General features: G+C 41.0%; 13 protein-coding genes. All 13 read left to right on the top strand.

What is annotated here, in order from left to right; genetic code table 11:
* Position 1 precedes the first annotated feature (1 nt).
* Complete coding sequence (gene ygeW / locus ACYSNU_RS11225; protein ID WP_461737292.1) at positions 2 to 1195, top strand: knotted carbamoyltransferase YgeW; 1194 nt, start codon at positions 2 to 4, stop codon at positions 1193 to 1195.
* Positions 1196 to 1404: 209 nt separating this feature from the next.
* The gene (gene arcC / locus ACYSNU_RS11230; protein WP_461737293.1) at positions 1405 to 2343 is read left to right on the top strand and encodes a carbamate kinase; all 939 of its coding nucleotides are present in this window, start codon (positions 1405 to 1407) and stop codon (positions 2341 to 2343) included.
* 17 nt (positions 2344 to 2360) lie between these two features.
* A complete protein-coding gene (locus ACYSNU_RS11235; protein WP_461737294.1) occupies positions 2361 to 2744 on the top strand; it encodes a RidA family protein in 384 nt (127 codons plus the stop codon).
* Positions 2745 to 2899: 155 nt separating this feature from the next.
* A complete protein-coding gene (locus ACYSNU_RS11240; RefSeq protein ID WP_461737295.1) occupies positions 2900 to 4216 on the top strand; it encodes a nucleobase:cation symporter-2 family protein in 1317 nt (438 codons plus the stop codon).
* A 238-nt stretch (positions 4217 to 4454) separates the two neighbouring features.
* Positions 4455 to 5021 (top strand): nucleoside-triphosphatase, encoded by a 567-nt coding sequence (locus ACYSNU_RS11245; RefSeq protein WP_461737296.1) that lies wholly within the window; start codon positions 4455 to 4457, stop codon positions 5019 to 5021.
* A 77-nt stretch (positions 5022 to 5098) separates the two neighbouring features.
* A complete protein-coding gene (locus tag ACYSNU_RS11250; protein WP_461737297.1) occupies positions 5099 to 5470 on the top strand; it encodes a winged helix-turn-helix domain-containing protein in 372 nt (123 codons plus the stop codon).
* Positions 5451 to 6446 (top strand): XdhC family protein, encoded by a 996-nt coding sequence (locus ACYSNU_RS11255; RefSeq protein WP_461737298.1) that lies wholly within the window; start codon positions 5451 to 5453, stop codon positions 6444 to 6446. The genes ACYSNU_RS11250 and ACYSNU_RS11255 overlap by 20 nt, the downstream gene beginning before the upstream one ends.
* A gap of 20 nt (positions 6447 to 6466) precedes the next feature.
* Positions 6467 to 7489 (top strand): FecCD family ABC transporter permease, encoded by a 1023-nt coding sequence (locus ACYSNU_RS11260; RefSeq protein ID WP_461737299.1) that lies wholly within the window; start codon positions 6467 to 6469, stop codon positions 7487 to 7489.
* 2 nt (positions 7490 to 7491) lie between these two features.
* Complete coding sequence (locus ACYSNU_RS11265; protein ID WP_461737300.1) at positions 7492 to 8283, top strand: ABC transporter ATP-binding protein; 792 nt, start codon at positions 7492 to 7494, stop codon at positions 8281 to 8283.
* Positions 8267 to 8998: a Rossmann-like domain-containing protein gene (locus ACYSNU_RS11270; protein WP_461737301.1), complete on the top strand. Its 732-nt coding sequence runs from the start codon at positions 8267 to 8269 to the stop codon at positions 8996 to 8998. The genes ACYSNU_RS11265 and ACYSNU_RS11270 overlap by 17 nt, the downstream gene beginning before the upstream one ends.
* A 3-nt stretch (positions 8999 to 9001) precedes the next feature.
* The gene (locus ACYSNU_RS11275; protein ID WP_461737302.1) at positions 9002 to 10126 is read left to right on the top strand and encodes an ABC transporter substrate-binding protein; all 1125 of its coding nucleotides are present in this window, start codon (positions 9002 to 9004) and stop codon (positions 10124 to 10126) included.
* Between the two features lie 413 nt (positions 10127 to 10539).
* The gene (gene xdh, locus ACYSNU_RS11280) at positions 10540 to 13110 is read left to right on the top strand and encodes a selenium-dependent xanthine dehydrogenase (protein ID WP_461737303.1); all 2571 of its coding nucleotides are present in this window, start codon (positions 10540 to 10542) and stop codon (positions 13108 to 13110) included.
* Between the two features lie 50 nt (positions 13111 to 13160).
* Positions 13161 to 13748: an NTP transferase domain-containing protein gene (locus ACYSNU_RS11285; protein ID WP_461737304.1), complete on the top strand. Its 588-nt coding sequence runs from the start codon at positions 13161 to 13163 to the stop codon at positions 13746 to 13748.

Below are 13748 nucleotides of genomic sequence, written 5' to 3' on the forward strand. Positions count from 1 at the left end.
GATGGATACTTTTAAAGAATATATTGCAAAACTAAATCAATTGGAATTTTCAGAAATGTACGAAAACGACTTTTTCTTAACTTGGGAAAAATCCCGGGATGAGTTAGAGGCGGTCTTTACCGTGGCTGACACATTACGCTATTTACGGGAGAATAATATCTCCACGAAAATTTTTGACAGTGGTTTAGGAATTTCCTTATTTAGAGATAATTCAACTCGGACTCGCTTTAGCTTTGCTTCGGCCTGTAACTTACTAGGTCTAGAGGTTCAAGATTTGGATGAAGGCAAAAGTCAAATTTCCCACGGAGAAACGGTACGGGAAACGGCCAACATGATTTCTTTTATGGCAGATATTATCGGCATTCGTGACGACATGTATATCGGTAAAGGCAATGCTTACATGCATGAAGTTTCAGAAGCAGTTCAAGAAGGTCATCAAGATGGCGTCTTGGAACAACGGCCAACTTTAGTTAACCTACAGTGTGACATCGATCATCCTACCCAGTCAATGGCAGATGCTTTGCATTTGATTCATGAATTTGGTGGCGTTGAAAATCTGAAGGGCAAAAAAATTGCCATGACTTGGGCCTATTCACCTTCTTATGGCAAACCATTATCTGTACCTCAGGGAATCATCGGCTTAATGACTCGTTTAGGGATGGAGGTAGTTTTAGCTCATCCAGAAGGCTATGAAGTGATGCCAGAAGTAGAAGCAGTCGCAGCAAAAAATGCTGCTGAGTCCGGTGGCTCCTTTACTAAAACGAATGATATGGCGGAAGCCTTTAAAGATGCCGACATTGTCTATCCAAAAAGTTGGGCACCTTTTGCTATGATGGAAAAACGCACTGATTTATATGGCAATGGTGATTTCGATGGTATCGATCGTTTAGAAAAAGAATTATTGCAGCAAAATGCCAATCATAAAGATTGGGAATGTACCGAAGAAATGATGCAGCTAACGAAAGATGGTAAAGCCTTGTATATGCATTGCTTACCAGCGGATATCACTGGTGTCAGCTGTGAAGAAGGAGAAGTCGCAGCATCTGTTTTTGACCGCTATCGGGTGGAATTATACAAAGAAGCCAGCTATAAACCTTACATTATTGCGGCGATGATTTTCTTAAGTAAAATTGAAAAACCAACCGAAACATTACAAGCCTTAGCGGATAAGAAAACACCTCGAGCTGTTCAATAAGCTAAGTAGCACCAAATTTTCTCTTAATGCTAGTCAGATGTTTTTCTCAGACAGAACACAAACAACAACTTTACAACATTCTTAGTGAATACCCTTAAAAATATGTAGAACCAAACCGTACTATTCTGAGATGTCAACTTTCTGAGAGATACTGAGAAAAACATCTTACTCTATATGAAAATAAACGAACAAGTAAAGAAGGTGGCTGAATGACAAAAAGAATTGTCGTTGCTTTGGGCGGTAACGCATTAGGCAATAATTTAAGAGAACAAATGTCGGCTGTGAAGGAAACTTCAAAAGCGATTGTCGATTTGATTGAAGCAGGTTATCAAGTTGTTTTATCCCACGGAAACGGTCCTCAGGTGGGGATGATTCAATTGGCAATGGAGGAGCTGACGCTAAGCAATCCTGAAAAATATCCAAGAATTCCCCTTTCCGTCTGTGTAGCAATGAGCCAAAGTTATATTGGCTATGATTTGCAAAATGCTTTACGGGAAGAACTATTAAATAGAAAAATCAATCACCCAGTCGGAACTGTCATCACACAAATTGTGGTGGATGCGAATGATCCTGCTTTTGAGCAACCGACTAAACCAATTGGTCGTTTTATGGCTAAAGCAGAAGCTGATCAGCTGGTTGCCGAAAAAGGTATTAAGGTGATTGAAGATGCTGGTCGTGGTTATCGGCAGGTGGTTGCTTCCCCTCAACCCCAAGAAATTATTGAGCTCAGTACGATTCAAACTTTATTAGAAAATGGGCAGACTGTGATTGCTTGTGGTGGCGGGGGCATTCCTGTTATTCAAGAAGGGCAGCATTTAAAAGGTGTTGGAGCAGTGATTGACAAAGATTTTTGCAGCGAATTATTGGCGGAAAAACTGGATGCCGATGTGTTGATTATTCTTACCGCCGTTGAAAAAGTATGTATCAATTTTGGCAAAGAAGACCAAGCAGAATTGTCCCAAGTCTCAGTTAACGAAATGAAACAGTTTGCTAAAGAAGGCCAATTTGCTCCTGGTTCGATGCTGCCAAAAGTTGAAGCAGCGATTCGTTTTGCTGAATCGAAGCCCGGCCGAAAAACTTTAATTACCCTCTTGGAAAAAGCCAAAGCAGGGATTAAAGGAGACACCGGAACGACTATCGTGAACTAGACAGAAAGGAAGAACAGATGACCAATAAAATGATTAATTCAGCCGCGGCACCAGCCGCAGTTGGCCCATACTCTCATTCTATCTTAGCCAACTCTACACAATATATCTCAGGACAATTGGGCTTAGATCCAGCTAATGGTACAATGAAAGAAGGAGTTGAAGCCCAAGCAGAACAGGCATTAATTAATTTAACAGCGATTTTAAAAGAGGCTGGTCTAACTAGTGAAGATGTGGTTAAGACGACAATTTTTCTGAAAAATATCAGTGACTTCGATAAAATTAATCGGATTTATCAACAATTTTTTACAACTAATCTGCCTGCCCGCTCCTGTGTGGAGGTGGCAGCTTTACCAAAAGGTGGATTATTTGAAATTGAAGCAATTGCAGTGGCCAATAAATAATAATGATGGAAAAAGACTGTTTTTCTAGGGTCAGCTCAGAGTTAAAGCTATTTTTTTAAAATTCTTGTGAACTTCTACACGTTAAATAAGCTTTAACAATTTGTCTCAGCAATGCGCACGGCCTTTTTCCTAAATGATGAAAAGGATGGATTGCGTTGAAGGATAAAAAAGCTTTATTTCAGTACGATGCAAAACTGCCGATTGCCGAAGCGATTCCGATGGGGCTCCAACACGTTGTGGCGGCTGTTGTGGGGATTGTCACACCTGGGATTATGATTGCTAAGGTTTGCGGGCTGAACGCTGCCGATACAACAATTATGATTCAAACTTCATTAATTTTTTCGGCGATAGCAACCGTAATACAGTTATTTCCAATTGGCGGCCGGGTTGGTTCCCGTTTGCCAGTAATGATGGGAGCCAGCTTTGCTTATGTGCCGATTCTCTTGGCTATTGGCGGTGATTTTGGTATCGCTGCGATTTTTGGCTCGCAGCTGGTCGGCAGCTTAATTGTAATTTTAGTTGGGCTCTCCATTAAAAAAATTCGCGGTCTCTTTCCGCCAATTGTGACTGGAACTGTTATTTTGAGTATTGGTTTTTCTTTATTTCCAGTAGCAATTAGGTATATGGCTGGTGGTGTCGGAAATGCCGATTTTGGTTCCATGCAAAATTGGTTGGTGGCTCTGGTTACATTTATTGTTGTATTTTATTTTAATTATTTTGGGAAGGGTTTCTTAAAACTTTCTGCCATTTTAAATGGCATGATTGTCGGCTATCTTTTGTCTTTGGCTTTGGGCATGGTCAATTTCACGCCAGTTAGCGAAGCGGCTATTTTCCAAATGATTTTACCGGGCCATTTTGGTTTGGAGTTTAAAATTGTTCCGATTTTGACTATTATTGTGATGTTTATTGTTGATGCAGTGCAGGCGATTGGTCAATTTACCGCCACTACTGTCGGAGCAATGGACCGTGAACCGACGGATAAAGAATTGTCCGGTGGGATCATGGGGAGCGGCTTTACCAATTTCCTCGGCAGCTTCTTTGGCTCAGTGCCCGTTGCAACATTTGGTCAAAATGTCGGCTTAGTAACGGTGACGAAGGTGATTAATAAATATGTGATGGTTTTTGCCTCGGCTATTTTATTACTAGCAGGTCTGTTTCCAAAAATTGCCTCGATTTTAACCACAATTCCTTATGCGGTAATCGGTGGTGCGACGATTTCAGTTTTTGCGACAATTTCTATGACGGGTGTCAGAATGATTACTTCTCAAGAATTGACCGTCAGAAATAACGGAATCGTTGGTATTTCCTTAGCCTTTGGAGTCGGCACAGCGTTATCTGCTGGCTGTTTAGCTGGGTTTCCCGATTGGGTGACGACTATTTTTGGCAATTCAGAAGTTATCTTAACCACCATTATGGCGATTATTTTAAATCAAGTTTTAAAAGATAAAGAACCAGCTTCACAGTTAAAATGAAGCCTTTAGCTGGTCTGTGACAAAAGTTAATCAAGCAGAAATTAAGTTTAAAAAAAGAAGTACGAGAACAGCTTTGATGGATTACTGAAATTTCATTTTCCTAAGCTTGTTTCAGAAGACCTTTGTACCAGTAATTTTCCATCACTAGGTATTATGAAATTGCTAAAACAGGTAAACTTGGTTTCAACTTTTGTCACAGCCCTGCTACTTTATATATTTTTTCAGAAACGAGGACAGGATGACTAATTTTTTTCTTGAAGGCCCACGGTTTTCTGGTAAATCTAGCTTGCTATTCAATCAATTAACCACTTTTGAAGATCTCGCCGGTTTTTATGTCGAACGTTGGCTGGATGAACAGGGGCAGGTGATGGCTTTTGAATTAAAGGATGCGGCTGATTTAGCAAAATCGATTCCACCCATTCCAGAGCATCGCTTTATTATCAAAGAACCGAAGCCTATATGGAGAACCGAGGTTTTTGAAGACTTCGGTAGCCGTTTATTGGAACAAGCAGCTGCTTCCAATAAATTAATCTTGCTAGATGAAATTGGTGGTATTGAATTATTGGCGCCCAATTTTAGCACACAATTAGTAAATCTTTTCTATGGGTCTCATAAAATACTAGGTGTTTTTAAGAGCGAAAAAAATTATCAAGAACAATGCCAGAGAATGGCAGCGCCGTTAGTCTTAGACAAAAAAAGAGCGGAGTTAAAAGCGGCTATTTTGAATCAAGGGGAAATTTATTATTATGATCAAGAAACTGCAGCAAGTGTAAAAGCTCAACTTCTTGAATTTCTAAGTTACTAATTTTCTATAATATTTTTTTTACTACGCGCTATCTTTTCTGAGAATAACGCAATGAATGTAGATGAGGAGGTTGAGAAATGATACTGGATTTTGACTATACCTTAAGCCTCAAATTACGGAAAGAAAAAAATTTTTTCGGTCCGGGTGTTGTTCAGCTATTGCAGGAAATTGCTGAAAGTCAGTCATTAAATGTTGCTGCCAAAAAAATGCAAATGTCCTATAGTAAGGCCTGGCGGATTATTCAATTTGCAGAGGCAGAATTAGGCTATCCTTTGATTAATCGCAGTGTCGGCGGCAATAGCGGCGGTGGTTCAACCTTAACGCCAGCCGGCAAAAAGATTACTGAACAATATTTAGCCTTTGAAAAAGCGGTTTATACAAAGGCAGACGAATTATTTAAAGATATCTTTATTGAGGAGGTGGAGACAATTGAAGGAAATCTTTCTTAAACTATTTGAACAGCTGCAGGCAGGTCAAGATGTGGTCATGGTGACAATTATTGCCAGCGGCGGATCAGCCCCCAGAAAATCCGGTTCTCGGATGTTAATCAATAAGGAAGGTTTAATCGCCGGAACTATCGGCGGCGGCGCAGTCGAGTATCAATCGCAAAAATTGGCGGAAACCTGTCTTGCTCAGAAGAAAACTGTGACCCATGGGTTCCTCCTCAGTCCTAATCAGGTGGCTGATATCGGTATGATTTGTGGTGGTCAAGTGACAGTTCTTTGCCAATACTTCTCAAAAGAAAATGCAGAGCTAGTTTCGACTGTTGCGGCCATCAACCAAGCGCTAGCAGATAATCTAACTTTCCAATTATTTTCTTCATTAACGGCTGGAGATTTGCGTCTTTATCTTGATGGAAAGTGGTCTGGCCCAGCCCTCTCATTGACTGAACCAGTTGAAAAAATCGAAAGCGGAATTGTTGAAGCTGCATCAGGCAATTTTTACGCAGAAACTTTTCAAATGACCGGACAAGTTTTTGTCTTTGGTGGGGGACACGTCGCCCAAGCGCTCGTACCGGTGCTTCACTTTCTAAATTTTTCAACGGTAGTCCTAGATGATCGACCTGATTTTTTAACGGAAACTTTATTTCCGTTAGCTGAAGAACGGATTTTAGTAGATTTAACTGACTTTCAGCAACAGGTGAAAATAGGTAAACAAGATTATGCAGTGGTGATGACACGGGGACATTTATTTGATTTAGAAATTGAAGAACAATTGCTGCAGACTGAGGCTCGCTATATTGGGGTGATGGGCAGCCGCCATAAAGTAGCGGCTCATATCAAAAAATTGCAGGAAAAAGGTTTTGCTAAAAGTAGTATTCAACGATTAACGATGCCAATTGGCTTAGCTATCGGAGCTCAGACTCCAGAAGAGTTAGCTATCAGCATCGCCGGTCAGTTGATTGAGGTCCGCAGTCAAGTTTAATCGAAGGAAGGGGAATTTTGATGCAGTCAGCTCTTGAGAAAAGAAAGAAAACCGTGCTACTTCTATTAAGCGGACTTTTCCTATTTACTTTTATTTTGTCCTTCTTTTTAGGAAAGTATCCAATTTCGTTTCCGGATTTTTTTAAAGCCGTAGCAGCACAGTTTATTGATATACCGCAAACTTGGGATCCGCAAATCAATACTATTTTATTTAATATCCGTTTCCCTCGAATCATTATGGCGGTAGTGATTGGTGCCGGGATTTCGGTTGCGGGGGCGACTTATCAAGCACTTTTTCAAAATCCGATGATTTCTCAAGATATTTTAGGGGCCTCACAAGGAGCAGCCTTTGGGGCAGCGATTGCTTTATTTTTCTCATTGAGTTATTCGCAGGTTATCGGCTTGTCTTTTATTTTTGGCATAATTGCTGTAGTGCTCGTTTTAGCTTTAGATCGAGTGCTTAAAAATCAAACAACCCTCAACTTAATTTTGATTGGAATGCTGGTGGGGACATTATTTTCTTCAGCAATTTCCTATTTGAAATTAGTCGGCGATCCTTTAAACACATTGCCGGCAATTACTTATTGGTTAATGGGTAGTCTTTCCTCTATTAAAATGACCAATGTTTATTCGGCAGTCCCGTTGATTCTTGTTGGTATGTTGCCGATTTTTCTTCTACGTTGGCGTTTAAACGTAATGACCTTGGGGGAAGAGGAAGCCTTGAGCTTAGGCGTCAACACCAAGTTATTACGGTTAATTTTGATTTTTTCAGCCACCTTAATTACAGCCGCCGCCGTTTCTGTCAGTGGCTTAATTGGGTGGGTCGGCTTAGTTGTGCCTCATTTTGCCCGTTTACTTATCGGCAATGACAATCGTCACAGCTTACCAGCGACAGCTTTAGTAGGTGGGATCTTTTTATTAATCGTCGATGACTTAGCACGAACATTAACCACTAGTGAGATTCCAATTGGGATTTTAACTTCCTTCATTGGAGCACCGATTTTTCTTAGTTTAATTGCCAGAAATAGTCGCAGGGAGGTCTGAGAATGTTATTAGAGGTTGAAAACTTATCCTTTAGTTACCAGCAGCACAAAATTTTAGAAAACATCAGTTTCCAATTTACCGAGAATCAGTCTGTTTGTCTGTTAGGTAAAAATGGGATTGGTAAGAGTACCTTGTTCAAGTGTTTGCTGGGTTTTTTAACACCGCAAAAGGGCAATATTCTGATTGACGATCAGCTGATGAACAGGGCTCCTGTTCAAGAACGAGCCAAAAAAATCGCCTATATCCCGCAAAAACAACAGGCAGTTTTTTCTTTTACTGTCTTTGAGATGGTCTTGATGGGAACAACGGCCGGCTTAAAAGGTTTTCAGCAACCGGGAAAAAGCCAGTATCAATTAGCGGAGCAGGCTCTTTCCATGTTAAAAATTCAGCATTTAAGAAACAGTTTCTTTTCTGAAATCAGTGGCGGCGAACAGCAGTTGACAATTATTGCTCGTGCTGTGGCCCAGCAGAGTAAGATTATTTTAATGGATGAACCCTGTGCTAACTTGGATTATGGAAATCAGGTGATGGTGCTGGAGATGATTAGCGAGTTAGTGGCCCAAGGCTATCTGATTATTCAATCGACCCATGATCCAAATCATGCTCTACAATATGCCGATCAAGTTTTAGTGATGCAAAAAAATGAGGAGCTTTTAAAAGGGACCCCTGAGAGAATTTTAACAGCGACGGCCTTAGAAAAAATCTACCAAGTTCCTGTCGAACTCTATTGTCTTGAAGCAACCCACGAACAAATTTGTGTTCCCAAAAGGAGTCGTTATGTGGCCAATTTATGATCAATTGATTGCTGGAATCCCGGCGGATGCTACTGTTGTTGATCTGCAACAGACTCAACGCTGGACTTTAGTTGCTAGTGAATTTGCTGTTGGTTCGGCAATGTCTTTTCAAGCAGAGATTAAGGAGCCGGAAAAATTTCGCGGAACAAGCCTGCGGGAATTAGCAGGCTTGATTAAATCAGAGGACTTGTCCATGGCAAGCTTGGGTTTGGCGGCTATCAATAGTTTTTATAATCAAGAAAAAATGTTGCAGAATAATTTTTCAAATTATGTTTTGTTAGAACAAGATGCCTTGAAACAAATTCACGATTTAAATCAGGAAAAGGTTGGCATGATTGGGCATTTTCCCTATGTCGATCGCTTTCCCGAAATAAGAAAATTTACAACAATTTTTGAACTAGCCCCTCGTGAAGGTGATTTACCAGCCGAGCAGGCAGAAGATTTACTACCAGAAATGAAGACTGTATTTATTACCGCCTCCACATTAGTCAATAAAACGTTACCCCGATTATTAGAACTGGCTCAGAATGCCCAGGTTATTTTAGTTGGGGCCAGCTGTCCGTTGACGCCGATTTTATTTTCGGCTGGGATTGATCAAATTGGCGGCACTTATTACCAACTATCTTTAAACGAATTATTAAAGAAAAAAGAAGAGAAGAGACTGCCTTTAAGTAAGTTAGGAAGACCTGTGTTGGCAGTTAAGGATGGAGTGTAAATGATGAAAAATGTCAGTAAAAAATGGGGTTTAACAGCAGGATTAATTTTAACTGTTTTAGTAACAGGTGCTTGCAATCAAAATACGGCAACAGAGCAATCTAGTAGCGATTCCAGCAGCCAAACGACGGCTCAAAGTTCAACGAGTGAGGAAACGACTAGAACCTTTGTTGATTCAGCTGGCCGCTCAGTGGAAATTCCAGCAACGATTACCTCGGTCGCACCATCAGGACCGTTAGCACAAATCGTCCTTTATACCAGTGCGCCGGATTTATTGGCCGGCATTGCTAGTCCCTTTTCAGATACAGCCAAGGAATATATTGATCAAAAATATTACGACTTACCCGTCTTCGGTCAATTTTATGGAAAAAATGCTAGCTTGAACATGGAAGCTTTAAGTGCGGCCAACCCAGATGTGATTGTTGACATTGGTGAGAAAAAAGATTCAGTGACGGAGGATATGGATAATTTGCAGGAACAATTGCAAATTCCAACAATTTTTGTTGAAGCAACTTTGGATAATATGCCTGCTACCTATGAAATGTTAGGCGAGCTATTTGGCAATCAAAGCGACATGCAGGAATTAAGCAATTACTGTGAAGAGGTTTTAACCAATGCCGAAACAATTTCCGCTGCGCTTTCTGATAGTGAGAAAAAATCAGTTTATTATGCAACTGGCGATGCTGGTCTAAATACCAACGCAACTGGTTCTGTTCACACACAAGTCATCGATAAGGTGGGGGCCATCAACGCTGCTGAAGGGGTCGAAGCAGCTTCTCAAGGAGGCGGTTCAGTCGTTTCTCTAGAACAATTACTGCAATGGCAACCTGATTATATTATCGCCGGTTCGCAAGCCGTTTATGATTTGATTACAACGGATGAATCTTGGCAGCAGCTTGAGGCTGTCCAAGCAGGCAATGTTTATCGGATTCCCGATCAGCCCTACAATTTTCTTAATACACCACCATCTGTTAACCAAATAATTGGTCTGCAGTGGCTGGGGAACTTAATTTATCCTGAGCAATATGATTTTGATATCAAAGAGGAAATTCGCACCTTTTATGATTTGTTCAATCACACAAGTATTACTGATGAACAAATGGATGCACTGTTGACAAACGCAGAATAAAAATTTTTTTCAAAATAATTTTGTTACCCAAACGATTAGAAGTTAAAATTTTTCACCACAAGACAATCAAACAAAAATGATTACTTTCGCTAAATGTTTCTCACTTCTGAAAGAATTAAACCAATAGAATTGACTTTCAGTACTTTCCTATGATTGCTATTCTCTAAAATTTCAAATTCAAATCGAATGCGAAAGCGAATAAAGCAATAGTCGAAAGAAATTTTTGTGAATTATTGTCTACTTTGGAAAAGACAAACTGATAATCGGTTGGGTATTTTTGTGGCTATTTTTGCTTTTATATCGGTTATTCAAATTTCAAAACAAAAAAAGTTTTTTTGCTTAAAAATATTTTTTAGTTTATTGTATTGTGATATAATCAAAGCATAAAATAATAGTTGAATTGAGGTGCAAAGATGTACTCTTTTACAGTAAATGATCAACCGGTAAGCTGTTCAGAAAATAAAAAGCTGATGGATTTTCTAAGGGATGATTTACGATTAACCGCTACTAAAGATGGTTGTAATCAAGGGGCCTGCGGTGCGTGTACCGTTCTGATTAACGGGAAAACTTCAAAGGCTTGTTTATTCAGCTTGGAAAAAGTTGCAGGGAAGGAAATTCTGACGGTTGAAGGTCTATCTGAACGGCAAAAAAATGTATACGCTTACGCATTTGCTCAGACGGGTGCCGTTCAATGTGGTTATTGTATTCCAGGATTTTTAATTTCAGCACAAGGCTTGCTGAATAAAAAGCCTGATCCGACAGATGAAGAAATTCGTAAAGGGGTCAGAGGGAATATTTGTCGCTGTACCGGTTATGTCAAAATTATTGAAGCGATTAAGCTGGCCGCTAAAATGTTTCGGGAAGAATTACCGATTCCGGAAGTCCATTCCAGCGGCAAATTAGGGGAAGATTTCCAACGGGTCGATGCCGTTGAAAAAACTTTAGGTACGGGAATTTATGTGGATGACATTGAAGTGCCGGGCATGCTCCATGCCTCTGCCATTCGTGCAGCTTATCCACGAGCTAAAGTTTTGGCGATTGATTCAAAACAAGCCTTGGCTCATCCAGACTGTGTTGCAGTTTTAACGGCAGCGGATGTCCCAGGCAATAATAAAATTGGCCATCTGGAATTTATTTCCGACTGGGATGTGATGATTCCTGTTGGAGATATTACCCGCTATGTTGGTGATGCGATTGCGTTAGTGGTATCTGAGAAAAAAGAAAGTCTAGCAGCCATCAAAGAATTAGTTGAGATTGACTACGAAGAGCTGCCTGCATTGACCACCGTAGAGGCCGCCCTAGCGGAAGGGGCGCCGAAGATTCATGAAAAAGGGAATTTACTTTCCCATGAGCATTTAATCAGGGGTAATGCAGAGGAAGTTTTGCAGAAATCGGCGCACGTTGTATCTGAGCATTATTCAGTACCGATCAATGAACACGCTTTTATGGAGCCAGAATGTGCGATTGCAATGCCAGAGGATGATGGCATTTTACTTTATAGCGCTGGTCAAAGTATTTATGATGAACAGCGGGAAGTGGCTCGCATGCTGGGCTTAGATCGAGAAAAAGTCCACGTTCAAGCAAAATTAGTGGGCGGTGGTTTTGGCGGCAAAGAAGACATGAGTGTTCAACATCATGCTTCATTGGCGGCTTGGTGTTTACAAAAGCCTGTCAAAGTTCTATTGAGCCGGGAAGAAAGTCTGATGGTTCACCCGAAAAGACATGGAATGGAAATGGATTTCACCACCGGATGTGATGAAACAGGTCGCTTAACCGCAATGAAGGCAGTCATTTACTCAGACACCGGTGCTTATGCATCTTTGGGCGGGCCTGTGTTGCAAAGAGCCTGTACCCATGCGGCAGGACCATATATTTACGAGGCGATTGATGTTGAAGGCTCAGCCGTTTACACCAATAATCCACCGGCTGGAGCTTTTCGTGGTTTTGGTGTTTGTCAAACTGCTTTTGCTACTGAAAATAATTTAAATTTACTAGCGAGTAAAGTCGGGATTACGCCATGGGAAATTCGTTATTTGAATGCTGTGTCACCGGGAGACTCTTTACCAAATGGACAATTGGTGTCCAATAATGCGGCGCTGAAGGAGTCCTTGATGGCGGTCAAAGAGGCCTACGATGCTGCACCAACGGTTGGTATTTCTTGTTTCTTTAAAAATAGCGGAATTGGGGTTGGCTTACCAGATGTTGGCCGCTGTATTGTTTCCGTTGAAGAAGGCAAGGTCCATGTCCGGACAAGTGCAGCTTGTATCGGTCAAGGCATGGCGACGGTCACAACTCAAATCGCTTGTGAAGCGCTGAATTTACCTGCTGAAATGATTATCGCTGAAAGTCCTGACACTAAGCGAACGCCGAACTCAGGAACAACAACCGCATCACGACAATCTTTATTTACTGGCGAAGCAACTAGAAGGGCTGCCATGCAGCTTCGTTATGAATTAGATATGGGACGCAGCATGGCAGATTTAGAAGGCAAAGAATTCTACGGCGAATATTCTGCGGTGACGGATCCATTAATTAATGACAAAAAAAATCCCGTCAGTCACGCGGGTTACGGTTATGCGGCTGAGTTGGCAATTTTAGATGAAAGAGGCAAAGTCGAACGCTTTGTTGCGGCTTACGATGTGGGACAAGTAATTAATCCTAAGGCCTGTGAAGGACAAATTGAAGGCGGCATCGTGATGGGGATGGGCTACGCTCTAACCGAAAAATTCTTATTAGAAGATGGTTATGTGAAGGCTCGTTATGCCAATCTAGGTCTATTAAATGCGGCCCAAGTACCACCAATTGATATTGTCTTTGTCAAAGCCGAAAATATTCATGAAGGCTTAGCCTATGGAGTTAAAGGCGTTGGTGAATTGGCGACCATTCCAACTGCGCCAGCGATTGCCGGAGCTTATTACGCTCGTGATGGTGTGTTGAGAAATAAATTACCAATCGAAGATACACCTTATCAAAAGAAACGCTGATAGCTTCGAGAAACTAAACTGAAAAATTTTTAGCAATTGAGGTGAGGCTAATGACAGCAATCTCATTAATAGCAATGGCAGCAGGTTTTTCAAAGCGAATGGGACAGAATAAATTACAGATGAGGTATCAAGGACAAACATTTATCGAAAGAATGTTTACCTTGACTGAAGCTTATCCCTTTTTTGAAAAGATTTTAGTGATTTCTCCTGAAAATTTAACGGGGGTTCAAGTTCCTGAGGGGTGGCAGCTTGTGTTGAATCAAGAGGCTTGTGATGGTCAGACGACAACTGTTCAACTAGGAACTAAAGCTGCAAAAGGTGATGGCTTTCTTTACTTGCCAATAGACCAACCGTTACTGACACCCGAAATATTACAGGAAATTTTAGTTACTGCTACAAGTGATAACATTGTTTATCCATTACATGCGAATGGAGCGCCCAGCAGTCCAGTGTATTTCGGAAATCATTTTAGAGCTGAACTTGAAACGGTAACAGGAGAAGGCGGGGGTCGCACTGTTCGCAACAATCATCCAGAATCATGTAAAGGTATCTCATTGTCTCGGCCCGACCTTTTACTAGATATTGATACAGCAGAAAGCTATCAACAGTTATTAGAATTATCTGAGAGGCGGGATTAA

The organism is Enterococcus sp. LJL120, assembly GCF_054871765.1.

Bases quoted from the DNA above. Each gene is read 5' to 3' on its own strand.
- ygeW (WP_461737292.1), top strand. From the start codon at position 2: ATGGATACTTTTAAAGAATATATTGCAAAACTAAATCAATTGGAATTT.
- arcC (WP_461737293.1), top strand. From the start codon at position 1,405: ATGACAAAAAGAATTGTCGTTGCTTTGGGCGGTAACGCATTAGGCAAT.
- ACYSNU_RS11235 (WP_461737294.1), top strand. From the start codon at position 2,361: ATGACCAATAAAATGATTAATTCAGCCGCGGCACCAGCCGCAGTTGGC.
- ACYSNU_RS11245 (WP_461737296.1), top strand. From the start codon at position 4,455: ATGACTAATTTTTTTCTTGAAGGCCCACGGTTTTCTGGTAAATCTAGC.
- ACYSNU_RS11250 (WP_461737297.1), top strand. From the start codon at position 5,099: ATGATACTGGATTTTGACTATACCTTAAGCCTCAAATTACGGAAAGAA.
- ACYSNU_RS11260 (WP_461737299.1), top strand. From the start codon at position 6,467: ATGCAGTCAGCTCTTGAGAAAAGAAAGAAAACCGTGCTACTTCTATTA.
- ACYSNU_RS11265 (WP_461737300.1), top strand. From the start codon at position 7,492: ATGTTATTAGAGGTTGAAAACTTATCCTTTAGTTACCAGCAGCACAAA.
- ACYSNU_RS11270 (WP_461737301.1), top strand. From the start codon at position 8,267: ATGTGGCCAATTTATGATCAATTGATTGCTGGAATCCCGGCGGATGCT.
- ACYSNU_RS11275 (WP_461737302.1), top strand. From the start codon at position 9,002: ATGAAAAATGTCAGTAAAAAATGGGGTTTAACAGCAGGATTAATTTTA.
- xdh (WP_461737303.1), top strand. From the start codon at position 10,540: ATGTACTCTTTTACAGTAAATGATCAACCGGTAAGCTGTTCAGAAAAT.
- ACYSNU_RS11285 (WP_461737304.1), top strand. From the start codon at position 13,161: ATGACAGCAATCTCATTAATAGCAATGGCAGCAGGTTTTTCAAAGCGA.